Origin of the sequence: Chloroflexus sp. (assembly GCF_034431535.1) — a bacterium.
In the GTDB taxonomy this organism is placed as follows: domain Bacteria; phylum Chloroflexota; class Chloroflexia; order Chloroflexales; family Chloroflexaceae; genus Chloroflexus.
Map to the genome: position 1 here is coordinate 37501 of NZ_DAOUDC010000048.1, position 16478 is coordinate 53978.

At 58.2% G+C, this 16478-nt stretch carries 12 protein-coding genes, 1 tRNA gene and 1 pseudogene; 4 read left to right on the forward strand and 10 right to left on the reverse strand.

What is annotated here, in order from left to right; all coding sequences use genetic code 11:
- Positions 1–32: 32 nt before the first annotated feature.
- From U9R61_RS11255 to U9R61_RS19940, 8 genes and pseudogenes are all read right to left on the reverse strand, one after another.
- Positions 33–977 (reverse strand): response regulator, encoded by a 945-nt coding sequence (locus U9R61_RS11255; protein ID WP_322488912.1) that lies wholly within the window; start codon positions 975–977, stop codon positions 33–35.
- A 26-nt stretch (positions 978–1003) separates the two neighbouring features.
- Positions 1004–2500, reverse strand: coding sequence for a multidrug transporter (locus U9R61_RS11260; protein WP_322488913.1), 1497 nt, complete (start codon positions 2498–2500; stop codon positions 1004–1006).
- Positions 2501–2629: 129 nt separating this feature from the next.
- Positions 2630–5497, reverse strand: coding sequence for an excinuclease ABC subunit UvrA (gene uvrA, locus U9R61_RS11265; protein WP_322488914.1), 2868 nt, complete (start codon positions 5495–5497; stop codon positions 2630–2632).
- Between the two features lie 161 nt (positions 5498–5658).
- Positions 5659–5734: transfer RNA gene (locus U9R61_RS11270), tRNA-Thr, on the reverse strand.
- Positions 5735–6400: 666 nt separating this feature from the next.
- Positions 6401–8512 (reverse strand): elongation factor G, encoded by a 2112-nt coding sequence (gene fusA / locus U9R61_RS11275; protein WP_322488915.1) that lies wholly within the window; start codon positions 8510–8512, stop codon positions 6401–6403.
- A gap of 279 nt (positions 8513–8791) precedes the next feature.
- Entirely contained in the window at positions 8792–9235 is a 444-nt protein-coding gene (locus U9R61_RS11280) for a universal stress protein (protein WP_322488916.1), read from the reverse strand.
- A 25-nt stretch (positions 9236–9260) separates the two neighbouring features.
- Positions 9261–9590 (reverse strand): hypothetical protein, encoded by a 330-nt coding sequence (locus tag U9R61_RS11285; protein WP_066787451.1) that lies wholly within the window; start codon positions 9588–9590, stop codon positions 9261–9263.
- Between the two features lie 321 nt (positions 9591–9911).
- A pseudogene (locus U9R61_RS19940) lies at positions 9912–10313 on the reverse strand (sulfatase-like hydrolase/transferase); the annotation flags it as partial.
- A 426-nt stretch (positions 10314–10739) separates the two neighbouring features.
- On the opposite strand from U9R61_RS19940, the gene mscL reads away from it, so the two are divergent.
- Positions 10740–11153, forward strand: coding sequence for a large conductance mechanosensitive channel protein MscL (mscL, locus tag U9R61_RS11300; RefSeq protein ID WP_322488919.1), 414 nt, complete (start codon positions 10740–10742; stop codon positions 11151–11153).
- Between the two features lie 54 nt (positions 11154–11207).
- Here mscL and U9R61_RS11305 read toward each other — a convergent pair whose 3' ends face one another.
- Together U9R61_RS11305 and U9R61_RS11310 are read right to left on the reverse strand one after the other, a co-directional pair.
- A complete protein-coding gene (locus tag U9R61_RS11305; protein ID WP_322488920.1) occupies positions 11208–12320 on the reverse strand; it encodes an NDP-sugar synthase in 1113 nt (370 codons plus the stop codon).
- 118 nt (positions 12321–12438) lie between these two features.
- Positions 12439–13413 (reverse strand): GDP-mannose 4,6-dehydratase, encoded by a 975-nt coding sequence (locus U9R61_RS11310; RefSeq protein ID WP_322488921.1) that lies wholly within the window; start codon positions 13411–13413, stop codon positions 12439–12441.
- Between the two features lie 253 nt (positions 13414–13666).
- On the opposite strand from U9R61_RS11310, the gene U9R61_RS11315 reads away from it, so the two are divergent.
- The 3 genes from U9R61_RS11315 (at position 13667) to U9R61_RS11325 (ending at position 16407) form a co-directional block, all read left to right on the forward strand.
- On the forward strand, positions 13667–14614 hold the full coding sequence (locus tag U9R61_RS11315; protein WP_298401905.1) for a MerR family transcriptional regulator: 948 nt from the start codon (positions 13667–13669) through the stop codon (positions 14612–14614).
- 125 nt (positions 14615–14739) lie between these two features.
- Positions 14740–15744 (forward strand): phytoene/squalene synthase family protein, encoded by a 1005-nt coding sequence (locus U9R61_RS11320; RefSeq protein WP_322488922.1) that lies wholly within the window; start codon positions 14740–14742, stop codon positions 15742–15744.
- A 135-nt stretch (positions 15745–15879) separates the two neighbouring features.
- Entirely contained in the window at positions 15880–16407 is a 528-nt protein-coding gene (locus U9R61_RS11325; protein WP_322488923.1) for a DUF2085 domain-containing protein, read from the forward strand.
- Positions 16408–16478 lie beyond the last annotated feature (71 nt).

Here is a 16478-nt window from a genome sequence, read left to right on the forward strand (position 1 = left end):
ACATGCAGTTCGACCATTCATAACGGGTTTAATCAGGAGCGACCATAAGCCACGAAGCTGCGCTTGCCTTGTTCGCGCGCTTGCACCAATGCTCGCTGCCGCACCTCTTCCGCCGCTTCACTCAGCTCGCGGATGTCAGCGAAGGGGCCGTTATCGTTGGTCAGCACACCGATCGAGAGCGACATCAACGGCGCTTGCCGCGTTTCACCGGTGTCATCAACAAACTCGATATAGCCTTGTTTACGATGCCGGTAATTGTAGTGCAGGCCAATCTCATCGTCGAAGCGGGCGATGATGCGATCACAAATCGCTTGGATCCGTTCGGGAATGGTCGTAATCAGGAAAGACTGCCCAACCGACTGTTGGCCGATAAATTCCTCATTGCCGCCCACTTCGCTCACCACTTCGTTGAGCATCAATGCCACAAAGCGCAGCACGTCTTCGCCAACAATCGCGCCGTAGACTTGGGTAAAGGTCTCGAAGCCGTTGATATGCACATTGATCAGCCCCCACCGCGGCGCCGTCAGCAATTGGCGGAGCTGGTCATTGAGCAGTTCCGCCGTGGGCAAGTTTGTGACCGGATGGAGTTGATTGCGCCGGCGCGCGTCTTCGAGCTGGTTCTTGACGATCGTATGTACCTCTTCGATATCGAAGGGCTTGACGATGTAGTATTGCGCTTGCACTTCACCTAAGCCGATTAGCCGGTCGCGCCGTTCGCCGCGCGCTGTCAAGAAAATGATCGGAATGTGCCGCGTGCGCGGGCTGGCGCGTAACGCGCGCCCAACGTCGTACCCCTCCATATCGGGTAAATTGACGTCAAGCAAGGCCAGATTCGGCGGCGTTCTGCTGCAAATCTCGAGCGCCTGCTGGCCACGCAGCGCAGTGTAGACTTCGTACCCCTGTGCGGTGAAGTAGATTTTCAGCAGGCTCGAAATGTCTGGCTGATCTTCAACGACGAGGATGCGTTCCTTGCTCACAATGCCTTCTCCTCGCGATGCGGCGGCTACGACCGCTGGCTCGCACTGATGTGCTCGGGCAGACGTCCATTCCCGGCAGGTTGGCTGGAACGAAGTGTTGTCATGTGTACCGGCGGCTCGTCTTCGGTGGCCGCGCTGGCCTCTGGTCGAGCTGGATCATAGTAGACGTTCGGCCAGTGGTAAATGATGCGGCGCGGTTCACCGGTTGTTTCATCGATATCGTTTAGATCGTGGCCGGTAACAGTCTTCCGAATGAGATTTTGCTCATTGTCAAAGATTATAACAGCATTTGACTCTATCATGCGACCGGGGTAAACTACAAATCCGCTGCCGAGCTTGACATTATGCCCCACTGCCGAACCAAGCACCGGCATATTGACTTCAACCGGCACGCCTTCGTGGATGATCTTGATCGGTTCGCCTTGCAAATTAAAGTCGGTAAAGACGTTGTTGGCGCCGATAAAGGTGTTGCGCCCGACGACGCACAGTTGCAACGTGCTGTTTTGCGCCACCATGCTGTTTTCCATCAGCACGGTCATAAACAGGCCGGCATTAAAGGGCAAGAAGCAGCGATCGCTAACCACGCTGAGCATGATCTGCGACCCTTGCATAATGTTGGCGTTGTTGCCAATATAACTGTTGGCAATCACGACGCCGGGGCCAATATAGACATCGTCGCCGATCACGGTCGGCCCGTGAATGATGGCCGTCGGATCGATCGAACAGCGTTTTCCAACTTTGACGAGTGCCCGTGAGGCGAGAAAGTGATTGCGCCACTGTTCTTCCAGCGGATTAATCTTTTCCCAGAACGCCTTAAGCGTAAAAGCAATCTTGCCCGGAAACAGACGCCAGTCTTCCGCCGTCCATTTCAGGATGTTGCGCAGGCGCGCCTTGCTCATACGTGTATCAAGGTCAGCCGCCCACGAAAAGACCCCCATCAAGACGTTGGCCATCAAGACGTGCAACCAGCTCTCGATTGAGATGAACGCCCGAATCGGAATCTGATAGGTCAGATCGCCTTTGTGCGCCATGTAGCTGGGAATACGATAATAGCCCATCTCATGACTGAGCGTGTCAATCACTAACGGCTGCGCCTGTGCCAGATCGTTGACACCAGCGGGGAGGTAATAGAGATCGGCGACATAATAGTCGCCTACCCGCCGGATGTGGCGCGAGAGCTGCAAGGCGTGGCGTTCGATGCTCGGATCGCCCTTCTGGCCGGTCGCCGGATTGCTCGCCTTAAATGCAATCTGCGCCGGTATGCCGCGTCTCCGCGCCTCGCTCATGAAGGTGTCGATCAATGCTGCGTTGAAAAAGAGATTATCACGGTAGATCAACCGCTCATCAGTAGCCGGCAGTTCGGCCACTTCAGCTAAGTGATCGATTTCAATTGCGCTCTTGCCGTATACCTTGACTAGATCGCGCTGCAGGAGCCAAAGCGGCTTGTTGAGAATGCGCAACTCACGGGCAGGCTCAGCGAAGGGCGGTATGAGCGTTAGATCGCGTAGAATGATCCGCTCCATCGGGCGAGTCCTTTCTGCCGTTGTCGGCGCGGATGTGCCAACCGTCTTATCGTGCTGTTGTTACTATAGGTTGTAGCTCCTGTAGACACAAGGCGTACAGATTACAGTCGGATTACCACGTTTACCGCATTAGGACGCCAGTTTGCTGGCGAGTTCAATCCCCAAGCGCTGGCGTAGATACTGTCCGGTTGGCGATGCCGGCGTGGTTGCGATCACTTCCGGCGGGCCGGTGCCGATCAACTGGCCGCCCCGATCGCCACTCTCTGGCCCCAACTCGATTACCCAATCCGCCGCCGCAATCAGATCAATGTGATGCTCGACCACCAGCACCGTATTGCCCGCATCGACGAGCCGTTGCAACACGGCTAACAGGCGCTCAATATCGGCCAGATGCAAGCCAGTGGTCGGCTCATCAAGGATGTAAAGGGTGCGCCCGTTACTGCGCCGGCTGAGTTCGGCGGCTAGTTTGATCCGCTGCGCTTCGCCGCCGCTCAGCGTTGGCACCGGTTGGCCGAGTTTTAAATAATCAAGCCCGACATCGTGCAGCGCCTGTAACCGCTCGGCGATGGCCGGCACGCGGGCAAAGAAATCGAGCGCCTCGGCCACCGTTAAATCGAGCACCTCAGCAATATTGAGACCGCGGTAACGAATATCCAACGTCTCTCGATTATACCGCGTTCCGCCGCAAACGTCACACGTGACAAAGAGATCGGGCAGAAATTGCATCTCGACCTGTATCAGCCCCTCGCCGGCGCAGTGTTCGCAACGCCCGCCTTTGAGGTTAAAGCTAAACCGCGCTGCGTCGTAGCCGCGGGCTTTGGCTTCGTTGGTAGCGGCAAACAGATTGCGGATCGGATCAAAAATCCGGCTGTAGGTGGCCGGATTCGAGCGCGGCGTGCGCCCGATCGGGCTTTGATCGACCACGATCACACGATCGAGGTGCTCGACGCCGAGCAAGGCATCGTGGTCGCCGGCCCGCGCCTTGGCGCCGTGGAGCAGTTGGCTGAGGCGCGGCGCTAGCGTGTCGCTGATTAAGCTGCTCTTGCCGCTGCCGCTCACTCCGCTGACCGCCACCAAACAACCGAGCGGGATGCGCACGTCGACGTTCTTCAGGTTGTTGGCCCGGCAACCGCGCAATTCGAGCCACGGGCTATTGGCCGGGCGGCGTTGGGCGGGGATCGGGATGCGCCGTTGCCCGCTTAGGTACTGGCCGGTGATTGAACGCGGCGCTGCCATGATCTCGGCCAGTGTGCCGCTCGCTAGTACTTCGCCGCCATGCGGCCCGGCTCCCGGCCCCATATCGACCACCCAGTCAGCGGCGCGGATCGTCGCTTCATCGTGTTCGACCACCAGCACGCTATTGCCGAGATCGCGCAGGTGGATCAACGTGGCCAGCAAGCGATCGTGATCGCGCGGGTGTAACCCGCTGCTCGGTTCGTCAAGCACGTAGAGCACGCCGGAAAGGCCGGCGCCGACCTGCGTCGCCAAGCGCACACGCTGCATTTCGCCGCCGCTGAGCGTGATCGCGGTGCGGTCAAGCGTGAGATATGGCAAGCCGACTTCACATAAAAATCGCAACCGTTGGTTGATCTCATGCATAATCGGGCGGGCGATCGTCTGGTCACGTCCGTTCAGATCAGTTCGTTCAAGCAATCCACTCGCCCATTCCAACGCCGTGGCCACATTCATGCGATGCACATCCACAATCGAGGCGCCGGCAATCGTGACCGCCCGCGCTTCCGGGCGCAAGCGCGCACCAGCGCAAGCCGGGCAGGTGTGTGGCGTGGTGTATTGGTCGAGCGCGGATGGTTCGTTGCCGGTGCGTTGTTCAGCCAAGCGGCGGCGCAGGTTGGGAATGACGCCTTCAAATTCGGTTTCGACGCTGCGGGTTTTGCCGTTAAGCTGGTAACGTAATGTGATCGGCTCACCGCCGGTGCCGTAGAGTAACGCACTGATGATGTCAGGCGCGAGCGCTTGCACCGGGGTTTGCGGGTCGATGCCAAAGTGCGCAGCAAATGAGACTAGCACATCGCGGTAGTATTGCTGGCTGCCGGCATCACCCTCGCGCCACGATGCGATCGCCTCGTTCAGCGGCAGGCTGCGGTCAGGAATCACAAGCGCCGGATCAACTTCGGGCACCACGCCTAAGCCATCACAGGCGGGACAGGCCCCTTGCGGGTTATTGAACGAAAAATCGCGCGGTTCGAGCTTACCCAGCTCAATGAGGCCGTGGTGCGGGCAGGCGTAGCGTTCGCTGAGCAACAACTCTTCGCCGTCGATGATCTGGACAATCAACTGCCCGCCGCTCAACTTAAGCGCCGTTTCCACCGAGTCGGCCACCCGCACCCGGTCGAGCGCCGGTGCGCCATCGGCGGTGCGGCGGATGATCAAGCGGTCAACGACTGCCTCAATCGTGTGCGGACGGTACTTTTCCAGCCGGATCGGCTCGTCGAGATCACGCACCGTGCCGTCAATGCGTGCGCGGACAAACCCGCGCCGGCGGATCTCGGCCAGCGCCGCTTCAGCCTCGCCGCTCAGCGGCGCCAGCAACTGCACCCGCCGCTCAGCCGGCAACTCGACGATCAGATCGACCATCTGTTGTGGCGTATACCGGCGCAGCGGCGCAAAGCACTGCGGGCAATGCGGCTGACCAATGCGGGCAAAGAGCAGGCGCAAAAAGTCGTAAATCTCGGTCACAGTGCCAACCGTCGAACGCGGGTTGCGCGCGCCGCTCTTCTGGTCAATCGCAATCGCCGGCGATAACCCTTCGATCAGATCGACATCAGGCTTTTCAAGCTGGCCAAGCAACTGGCGGGCATAGACCGATAAGCTCTCGACGTACCGGCGCTGGCCCTCGGCAAAGATGGTGTCGAACGCGAGTGAACTCTTCCCCGAACCAGACACGCCGGTCAACACGACGAGCTTGCCGCGAGGGATGTCGAGATCGATGTGTTTGAGATTGTGTGTCCGCGCGCCGCGAATGCGTATCCAGTCCATACATGTTGTTTGCCAACCAGACAACGCACCGCGTTGTCCCTATCCCTTGAATATACAGCATATCATGGTACCACGGATTCAGTGATCTGTGGCAAAAAGCCTGAGGCCCACGTCGATGACCTGCATCAACGTGGGCCTCTGCAACGCAAGGGGGCAACGGGTGGAGCCAATGGCCGGACTCGAACCGGCGACCGGCTGTTTACGAAACAGCTGCTCTACCGACTGAGCTACATTGGCGTTGTGCCATTCAGGATTGTAGTCGAAGCGGGGCAGTTTGTCAAGCGGGAAGCGCCCAACAGTGCAAGCATGAAGCAAGTGGCGTCTCGCCCTTCAGGGTTGGGGATAGCGGCATAGCCACCAAGAAACGCCAAAAGACACAAAAAATAAATATCATATTTTTGGTTTTTTTCATTGTTTCGTCGTTATTCCCCCTCCACGTCCTCGGCGCTCGCTGCGGTAAGCATCTTGCCCTCTCCCACGCCAGTGGGAGAGGGGTATGAGACGAGGGAGTCAACGCAAAGCCGCAAAGATGGCAAAGAGCGCAAAGAGTTTAACGCAAAGGCGCGAAGCACGCAGAAGGCGCAAAGGGTTTTGGGGGTCAAGTCGACGATGTACCACTGCCGAGAGGCAGTGTACGCGCGAAGCACGCAGAAGGCGCAAAGGGTTTTGGGGGATAGCTCCAAAGAGCCACAAAACATCCAGCCCGCACAGCGGGCTTCGTAACCATGCCCGGCCCTGATGGGCCGGGCGAATGCGGGCCGGGCTTTCTTGCTCGCGCAGCGGGCTTTGTAAACGGAACCCGGCCCTGATCGGCTGAGTGCTCTGCTCGATTAGATGTTTACCCCTCTCCCCTGCGTACAGGAGAGAGGGGCTGCAGCTGGCCAGATGCGGTCAACAGTTGTCCTAATGGCTGTGCGCCGCTTCCAGCTCCTTCTTGTACGCTTCGACGATCTGGTTGACCAGATGCGGCGGCACCTCTTCGTAGCCGGCAAAACTGATTGAGAAGCGGCCACGGCCTTGGGTCATGCCGCGCAGATCGGTGGCGTAGCGCTGAATCTCGGCCAGCGGTGCTTGGGCATGGATCACCGTCTTGCCGTTGCCGTGCGGCATCATCCCTTGCACCCGCCCGCGCCGTGTGCTCATATCGCTCATCACGTCACCGGCGTACTGATCGGGGACGATAATCTCCATGCTGTAGATCGGTTCGAGGATAATCACGCCAGCCTTCTGCGCGGCCAAGCGGAACGCCTCTTTCGCGGCGGTCTTGAAGGCGATTTCCTTCGAGTCGACCGGGTGCTCTTTGCCGTCGAAGACCGCAGCGCGCACATCAAACACCGGATTGCCCGAAATAATCCCCTCTTCCATCGCCTCGCGGATGCCCTTCTCGATCGCTGGCATAAAGCCGCGCGAGATCACGCCGCCAACGATTTCGTTGACGAATTCGAGCGGGTCTTCGCGGTTGGGATCAGGCGGCAGCGGCTCAACCCGCAGCGAGACATCGGCAAACTGGCCAGCGCCGCCGGTCTGCTTCTTGTGGCGGTACTGGGCCGTGGCCACGGTGCGGATCGTCTCGCGGTACGGGATGCGCGGCAGCTCAAGATCGATATTCACATCGAACTTGCGCTTCATGCGCTCGGCGATAATCTGCAAGTGGGTTTCGCTGAGGCCGCTGAGCAAGGCTTCGCCGGTGCGCGCATCACGCGAGACGTGTAGCGACGGATCTTCCTCGATCATCCGGCTCAGCGCCGAGCTGAGCTTATCAAGATCGGCGCGGCTGCGCGGTTTGACCGTGGCGATAAAGGCCGGCGCCGGGAATTCAATCGGGCTGAGCTTCAGCGGGCGCGACGGTAGGCAGAGCGTGTCGTTGGTCTGTGTCTCGCCGAGCTTGGTGAGCAAGCCAATGTCGCCGGGGCCGACTGCCTCAACTTCAATCTGCTCTTTACCGCGCACGATGTAGACATGCGCGATCCGCTCCTCTTTGCGGGTGTGCGCATTCATCAGCGTCATCCCAGCGCGGACTTCACCCGAAAAGACCCGGAAGTAGCTGAGCTTGCCGTAAGTGTCAGACACGGTCTTGAAGACCAATGCCGCCAGCGGTTCGTTACGGTCGGGGCGCAGCTCAACCGCAGCCTCGCTATTCGCATCGAGCGCGGTTGTTGTCTTGCGTCCAGCCGAGGGGATCGAGTCGATAATCCCGTTGAGTAACTGGGTAATCCCGACCACTTCCGTCGCCGAGCCGCAGAAGACCGGCACAATCGTACCGTCGGCGATTCCTGTGCGGAGACCGAGTAACAGCTCCTCGCGGGTAAGAGCATCTTCACCACCTTCGAGGTAGCGTTCGATCAGATGATCGTTGGTTGCTGCAATTTTATCAATCAGGGCCGTGCGCCACTCGTGCATCAGCGCATCGAGTTCAGCCGGCACATCGGCCTCGATATAGCCGCCGTCGTGTTTGGGGCTGGTCAACCATGCCCGCTGCTGGCGCAGCGAGATAATGCCCTTGAAATCTTTGCCGGCCCCAATGGGCAGATGCAGCGGAATTACCGCGGCATCGAGCACCTCGCGCGCCTGCTCGATCACGCGGTAGAAATTGGCATTCTCGCGGTCGAGCTTATTCACGAACAGAATGCGGGGAACGCGCTGCTCCACCGCCATTTCCCAGAAGAGTTCGGTGCCGACCTCGACACCAGCGCTGGCGTCAAGCACGATCACCGCGCCATCGATCACGCGCATCGCCGCCGCGGCCTCGCCAGCGAAATCGGCGGCGCCGGGTACATCAATCAAATTGATCTTGTCGCCGTTCCACTCAAGCGGTAAAACGCTGAGCGAAATAGACATCCCGCGTCGGTGCTCGTCGGGGTCGTAGTCACTGGTGGTTGACCCGTCCTCGACGCGCCCCATCCGCGGGATGGCGTGGGCCGTCATCAGCATTGCCTCGGCCAGCGTTGTCTTCCCGCTGCCGAGGTGACCGAATATGCCGATGTTGTGGATCCTTTCCGGTTCGAACGCTCGCATGGCTGTCCTCCTTGACGCAAGCCCGCGCCCGATGGGCGTGTGCTGGAAAGGAAAAAATTTTTGTTAAGAACAGATTATCAGGGTTGGCATGGTTGCGTCAAGAGGTAACAGCGCAACACAACCTTTGCACAGCCAATTCACAGGCCAATCATACGTAGAGACGCACGGCAGTGCGTCTCCCTAATCATGAGGAATACCCTGCCGTGCGGTTTACCCCAAAGGAAGGTATGGCATGGCATTACCCTGATAATAGAGACGCACAGCCGTGCGTCGTTACAATCATTTGGGGCGGATGACCAGCACCGGTGTGGGCGCAACCTGCACCACCTTTTGGGTGACGCTGCCGAACACCCAGCGGCTGATGCCGCTGCGACCATGGGTGGCGATCACGATCAGATCGACATCGTGACTCTCGGCGTATTCGATAATCGCTTCCGCCGGTGGCAGCGCGCTAATCTCGGTGTGTACCTGATAGCCTTCGCTCTGGAACTGCTTGGCGATCTGATTGAGATACTCTAGCGCCTCTTGCTCCATCGTGGTGATCGCGTCAGCCGTGGTCGCCAGCATGCCGCTGTAATCAACGCTGGTGGTAAAGATCGGCGGCACTGCCCTCAGCAACGTGATCTTCACCGTGCCTTCGCTGGCGGCGAGTGCGTGGACGTGGGGCAGCACCTGCTCGGCCAGCGCCGAGCCGTCGAGCGGGACGAGAATGTGGCGGTACATCGCAACCTCCTTGTTGCTAGACCTTCTAGGGGCCGATATCATCGAGCGGGCGCGGATTCCAGCGCCGGTGGCCTTCAATCACTTGCGCTAAGCTGCCGTCGGCATTGAGCAAGAGGCGGAGCGAACGGCGCAGATCGCAGCTTGGCACGGTGCAGACCGACGGATCGGCCATGTCGTAAGGGCATTCGCCAACGTTCTGGCACCGCGCCACCGAAACTGCGTAGCGTGGGCTTCCCGGCGGCCCGTCGAGGGTGCGCAAGATCAGCGGCGCGTATTGCAGATCAGGCGCAATCGTGCGCAGATGCGCGCGGGCGCGCGCGATCATCGGATGTGGCGGTCGTTTCGGTCGTGCCATAGCCTGACCCTTCCCGGCTTGAAGCTAGTGCCAGCAGCCATTCTATGTACACGGTATCACGAATTCGACTAAAGAGGGGACAATAGCTCACAACCGTATGTGAAGATTTTTGGACTAATGTTCAATCTTTGATGATTCGGTATTTTGCCCCGGTTTTCGCCATGAGGTGCATGGGAATACTGTGCTGTCTTATTGCATCTACTCGCTACAAAGGGAACGGCGTCTCATATCACCAAGGATGGTCTCGTAACGTCGCTACAGTGCCAATGCCTTGCCACGTAATCCGTCGGGAATGGTGAGGTTGAATCGGCGGAGGATGGATGCTGAGCATATTTGGGGCCGGCTCAGCTTCCCGCTGTAATTGGGAAAACTCTCAAAGCCGCGCCGGAAACCGTTGTTGACGACCCCCACCAGCGGGTTATTGCAAAAAGCCGCGGTGAAATACCCGCTGGCTCGCAGCCGTTCCGCTAATGTGGGCATCTCTGGCGGCAAGATCGACCACGACTAGGTGGTTCGGTGTTCAAGTGGGTATGTGCCGGTAAAGAGCGACGCATGCGAGGGGATTGTCCATTGGGCAGTGGCGAAAGCGCGTTGAAAGTGGGTTGCACCGGTGGCAAATTCATCAAGCTGGGGTGAGGTCGGGCGAGCGTAGCCGTAACAAGAGAGACGATCGCTGCGCTGCGTGTCAAGCACCAGCAACACGATATCGGGGTGGCGGCGCACAATTCTGTCTTCTCCACGAACAGATGGTTCGGGATCAACATGAGCAGTATAGCACGAGTCAGGGCGGATCAAGGGTGGTATATCAAACTCTATTGCATCAAAGCCGATCTATGCGAATGTTCTGTCTCTGTGACCAGCCGGTGTTGGGGTCTCGACAAGGTTCGCTCAAGCTTGCATGAACATCATACACGACCCGGCAAGACGATATCATGACCGGTATTGTCAATATTTTGGTCAGAGTAAATTTAATGCTTCCATAATCTTTAAATGTGTAATTAACTATTGAATGACTACTTGACGAAAAGTGGCAACTTATTTATATTCAAGTCGTCGTCTGTAATGTAGAATTAGCGGATTTTTCCGGTTTATGCTGCGCCAGTTGTAAGATGGCTCTTCGTGCTATGGCGCTCGCAGGAAGGGGTTCGTATGCTCAAGGAATTTCGCGAGTTTATTAGCCGGGGGAGTGTGCTCGATCTCGCGGTTGGCGTGATTATTGGCGCGGCATTTACTGCGATCATTGATTCGCCGGTCAGCGATATCATCAATCCGATCATTGGTTTGATCGTTGGCGGACAGGCCGATCTTCGCAATTACTTCATCCCGCTGGCCGGCCAAACGGCCACGATGCTGGCCGAAGCGCAGGTGGCGGGGCCTGTATTGGCGTATGGGGCATTTCTCAATGCGGTAATCAATTTTCTCTTCGTAGCTTTCGTGATTTTTTTGATCGTCCGAATGGCTAACCGGTTCAATACGAAACCGGCGGAGCCACCTACTCTGCCTCAACCAACACCAAGTGAGCGGTTATTGGCCGAGATTCGCGATCTTCTAGCGCAGCGTTGAACAACAAAACGGGATGCCGAACATCACGCTGTTCGGCATCCTGCGGCAAGACTACTAAAACGAGATTGCTCGGTCGCCGAGAGTCGTCCCTGGCCAGATGCGAATACCACGTTCAAGCCGGTTGTCTTGCCCGATCTGGCATTCATCGCTAATAATGGCGCTATCGGTCACGTGCGAACGCTCGCCGATCCGGTTGCCGGAGCCCAACACACAATTGCGCAGCGTAGCGCCCTCCTCGATCACATTCCCATCCCACATCACCACGCCTTCGATCTGGCATTCAGGGCCGATGTCGCAGCGCGCCCCGATCACGGTCGGGCCAATAATCCGCGTGCCGCGGCCAATCCGCGTGCCATGACCAATCACCACTGGGCCGACAATTTGGGCGCTGGAATGGATCTCGGCCTCGCCTTCGACCCAGATCCGTTCGCCAATCTGCTGGCCACGGAAATGGTACAGTACTTTCCCGATCAGAATATCGTGGTGGACATCGAGGTAGGTTTGCGGTTTGCCGATGTCTGTCCAATAGGCGCGCGAAGGGAAGCCGTACATCGGGTCGCCGGTCTGCAACACGACGGGGAAAAGACCGCGCTCAAACATATAGAATTGGTTCGGCGGCACATAGCGGAAAATCTCTGGCTCGATCAGGTAAGTGCCGGCGTTGACGAGGTTGGTGGTAATGTCTTCCAGCCGCGGTTTTTCGAGGAAGCGGCGCACCCGGCCATCACGGTCGGTTTCGACCAAGCCGAACTGGGTGGGATCGTCCACCGGCGTGAGCGAGATCGTCACCTTGCTGCCGCGCTCGCGGTGAAAATCGAGCATCGCCTGCAAATCGAGATCGGTCATCACATCGCCGTTAAAGATAAAGGTAGTGCCGTCAAGCAGATGCTCGACATACTTGACTGCACCGGCAGTGCCGCGCGGTTCAGGTTCTTCGATAATGTGCAGCTTCATGCCTAAGCGGGAACCATCCCCAAGCGCCGCGCGGAAGCGGTCAGCCAGATATTGCACGGCGAGAATCGCTTCGCGGATGCCATAATCGCGCAAGCGCAAGAGCATCCACTCAATGAACGGCTGATTAACCAGCGGCAACATCGGTTTCGGCGTGCGGCAAGTGAGGGGGCGCAAGCGCGTACCCTGACCGCCAACCAGAATGACTGCTTTCATAGCATTGTTTCTGTTGATAGGTTTGCCAACTAAACGATATCCGATATGGCTAGGCGCAGTATAGCGCCGGTAGACCACAAACAGTTTACCAATCGCTCGCGGTTTGGTGACAATTTTCTTAGCCAGCGGCTGCCAGCGTCTCGGCGCGGACTCGTTGACGCCAGTAGGTCAAAATATCGTGCAAGGTCTCTGGCAGAGTATAGCGTGGCTGCCAGCCGGTGCGCGCGCGCAAGCGGCTCGCATCACAGACGACGAGCGGAATATCGATTGGGCGCATCAATTCAGGGTTAAGCCGTACCTCGACCGGCGCCGTGCATTCGGCCAAGAGCATATCGAGCAACTCGCGCACCATTACGGCTTTTCCCGACCCCACATTGTACACGGTGCCGCTCTCGCCGTGTTCGGCGAGCAGCGCGTAGGCTGCTACCACATCGCGCACATCGGAAATATCGCGTTGCGCGGCAAGGTTGCCCACCTGCACGATCGGCGGTTGCAAACCGAGTTCGATGCGGGCGATTTGGCGGGCAAAGGCCGCGGTCACAAACCGCTCGTTTTGGCGCGGGCCGATATGGGTAAAGGGGCGCACCCGCACCAGATCAAGCCCATGGCTATAGTGGTATTGCAACGCCAACAGACTTTGGGCCACTTTACTGACTCCGTAGGGGCTGGTTGGGCGTAAGGGGGTATCCTCATCGATCGGCAAATCTTCAGGGTCGATCTTGCCGTACTCTTCGTTCGTACCGATCACCAGCACCCGGGTGGCCATACGGTATTCGATCAAGGTCAGAAAGATGTGGAGCGCACCGAGGGTATTGGCAGCCAACGTGCCGGCCGGATCACGGAATGACTCAGGCACGAACGGCTGGCCGGCCAAATGAAAGATGATATGTGGCCGCACCTGCACCAGCGCACGCATCGTTGCCTCAGCGTCAGCCAGATCGGCTTGCACCAATTGCACCTGGCCGGCGAGTTCGGGCAGCGCGAGCGCAGGCGAGCGCGACAGCCCCCAGACCTCCCAGCGCCCGCTGGCCAGCAAATACTCGGCAAGATGGCCGCCGACAAAACCGTTAATTCCGGTGATCAATACACGCATAATCGTGATAGCTGCAGTCAGCGCGCTGCGCTGAGATTATATCGCGAGTGATTGTGCATTTTATTGACAGTGATTGTGCAACATGCTACAATATTGACAACATTGTACCACGCTTAGCGTAAAGCTTGTGCAGCGCTAAATAGATTTGGGCAACGCACACGCAATTGTGAACCGTGGTACGATATGGATCGGGTGTAAAGATTATGCGCCATCGCTACAGCACAGCTTGAGCGCTGGGAAGGGCCGCGGAACGATGGCACCGCAACATTTTCTCTCCCAATTTTCAGACAAGCCGCGATACAACACCAAGGCTGTCGCACAGGAGACAGGCGTGCCGGCCGATACCTTCCGCGCATGGGAACGCCGCTATGGCGTGCCACGCCCACAGCGCACCGAAGGCGGCCACCGCCTCTATTCTGAGCGTGATATTGCCACGATTCGTTGGCTTCGGGATCGCACGGCGGAAGGATTAACCATTAGCCAAGCGATCGCACTGATGATTGACGGAAGCGAGACGAGTCTCTCGTGGCTGAATACCGCGGTTGATACGGAACCGCACACGTGGGATCGCATGCAGGCACGGATGATCAATGCGCTGACCGATTTTGACGCCACCCGCGCCGAACAGATTCTGGGTGAGGCATTCGCGCTTTACCCGCTCGAAGATGTCTTCCTGAAGCTGATCCAGCCGGCCATGATCGAGATCGGCGAGCAGTGGCACGCTGGGCGGATTTCGGTGACCGCCGAACATTTTGCCACTCAGTTCATCCGGCGCAAGTTGTCGAGCCTGTTTAACACCTACAACGTGACCGAGGGCCGCGGATTGGTGGTGGTAGGCTGCGCGCCGAGCGAACAGCACGATCTCGGTGCGCTGATGCTGGCCGTCTTCCTTGTGCGGCACGGTTGGCAAGTCGTCTATCTTGGCCCGGAAGTGCCGGTGAAAGATCTGCTCGATGCGGTGCGCCACATTCAGCCCGATTTGGTCTGTTTGTCAGCTTCGACAACTGAAACCGCCACCCAACTGCTCGAAATTGGGCGCGCATTGCAACAATTGCCGCCGCCAACGCCGCTCTTCGGCTATGGCGGTCGCGCGTTCAACCTTAACCCGATCTTGACTCATAAGATGCCGGGCACATTCTTGGGTCGCGATGCACAGGAAGCGGTAGAAAACGTCGCGGCACTCCTGAGTCGCAGTCGCTAATGGTGTGCGAGGAAGGCGAGCGTTATTGGCGATCCGGGCCCATAACGCTTGATTCGAGCTTGCCTGTACACGGAAGATTGCGTATAGTACAAATAAGCGTGAATATGTGACAAAAGGAGTGCGGTGTGTCGCTGAATTCGATCTCGATCATTACGCGCGGGAACGGATTACCGGTCAGCCAAGCTCTGCCGGCTGATGAGCAGCTTGCCCAGCTCTTCCATCTCAGCGATCTGCCTGCCTCGTCTAATGCTGATGAACTCCCGCCGCCGCCGGTTCGTTCGCTGGCTGAGGCCTACGCAATCTGCGACCAGATTATCCGGCACCATTCCAAGAGTTTTTTCTTTAGCACGCAGTTTTTGCCGCCGCCGCAGCGCCGGGCAGTGCGGGCATTGTACGCCTTTTGCCGCACGACCGATGATACGGTGGATATGGCAACCTCCGATCCAGCTCGCGCTCTTGCCGAATGGGTGCGGGTTGCCCGCCGTCCGTGCCTTGATACTTCGCACCCGGTGCTGTTGGCATGGGCCGATACCTGCCAACGCTACAATCTCGCTCCTCACTTGATCGATGAGTTGTTGGCTGGTGTTGCGATGGATCTGACGATTTCGCGCTACGCCACCTTTGCCGATCTTTGGCTCTATTGCTACCGGGTCGCCTCGGTCGTGGGGTTGTTGGTCATGGGGATCACCGGCGCTGCTCCCGGTGCGACGCCGTATGCGATTAAGCTAGGAGTGGCTTTGCAGTTGACGAACATCTTGCGCGATATTGGTGAAGATGCTGGCCGCCAGCGCGTATATCTGCCTGAAGATGAGTTGGCGCGCTTTGACCTGACCGCTGATGATATTCTGGCCCGCGTTTATGATGACCGGTTTATCGCCCTGATGAAGTTTCAGATCGAACGCGCTCACCGCTTGTACGAGGAGAGCTGGCCCGGTATTGCGCTCTTGCCGGTGGAGGTGCGCTTTGCAGTTGCCGCTGCGGCGTGTGTTTACCGGGGCATCCTTGATAAAATCGTCGCAAACCAGTATGATTCCTATACCAACCGTGCGTATTTGACCTTGCGCGAAAAGGTGGCGTGCTTGCCGCGCATCTGGTGGGATGTACGCCGGTTGGAGAAGCAGGCCCGTTGAGGGGCAGTTTAGTTTGTACTGGCTAGATGCACGGGGTGGTCTGGTTTGTACTAACGAGATGCAAAAGCGGTCATCAGCCCGTTAATGATGTTTGTTTTGTACTGAATAGATGCTGTTCAAGCCTAGAATGGTTCTATGACTACATACGCTTTGTCGACGCCGCAGACGATCCGCCCGTGGCCGCGCTGGATATTTGATCTCTTGCTGTGGATTCTCTTTCTTGGCCCGATTGCATCGCCGCTCTTCCGTGCGACCGGGTTGCCGCTGGTAAGCGATGCCGGGGTGCTGGCCCGTGATCTGCTGGCAGTCTATATTTGCCCGACGCCGGAGCGTTCGTTTTGGTTGTGGGGCTGGCCGATGGCGGTTTGCGCCCGGTGCTGGGGGGCGACGATTGGTCTCTGGCTCGCGCGCCTAAGCATCGGTAAACGTGCGCCGGCGATATTGCGCGCCTATCGCTCGCTGGTATGGCCGTTGCGGTTCGTCATCGCTGCCCTTCCCTTCTTGCTCTGGCCGCTTGAGATTGTTGGTCATTACAGTGGCTGGTGGTTTGCTCCCCTCTGGTTGTTGCTGCTCAATGGTGTGCAAGCCGGTTTTGCCGCGGGCATCTTCTTTGCCTCGGTTTGGCCCGGCTTGTGGCCGGCGCCGTCACGTATGGCGGGATAGTGTCTGGCGCAGCGACGCAACCTGAAATGATGAGGCCGGCGAGAGGGGTAAAGCTCACAACCTCTCGCCGG

Bases quoted from the DNA above. Each gene is read 5' to 3' on its own strand.
- U9R61_RS11305 (WP_322488920.1), bottom strand. From the start codon at position 12,320: ATGAAAGCAGTCATTCTGGTTGGCGGTCAGGGTACGCGCTTGCGCCCC.
- mscL (WP_322488919.1), top strand. From the start codon at position 10,740: ATGCTCAAGGAATTTCGCGAGTTTATTAGCCGGGGGAGTGTGCTCGAT.
- uvrA (WP_322488914.1), bottom strand. From the start codon at position 5,497: ATGGACTGGATACGCATTCGCGGCGCGCGGACACACAATCTCAAACAC.
- U9R61_RS11260 (WP_322488913.1), bottom strand. From the start codon at position 2,500: ATGGAGCGGATCATTCTACGCGATCTAACGCTCATACCGCCCTTCGCT.
- U9R61_RS11285 (WP_066787451.1), bottom strand. From the start codon at position 9,590: ATGGCACGACCGAAACGACCGCCACATCCGATGATCGCGCGCGCCCGC.
- U9R61_RS11315 (WP_298401905.1), top strand. From the start codon at position 13,667: ATGGCACCGCAACATTTTCTCTCCCAATTTTCAGACAAGCCGCGATAC.
- U9R61_RS11325 (WP_322488923.1), top strand. From the start codon at position 15,880: ATGACTACATACGCTTTGTCGACGCCGCAGACGATCCGCCCGTGGCCG.
- U9R61_RS11310 (WP_322488921.1), bottom strand. From the start codon at position 13,413: ATGCGTGTATTGATCACCGGAATTAACGGTTTTGTCGGCGGCCATCTT.
- U9R61_RS11280 (WP_322488916.1), bottom strand. From the start codon at position 9,235: ATGTACCGCCACATTCTCGTCCCGCTCGACGGCTCGGCGCTGGCCGAG.
- fusA (WP_322488915.1), bottom strand. From the start codon at position 8,512: ATGCGAGCGTTCGAACCGGAAAGGATCCACAACATCGGCATATTCGGT.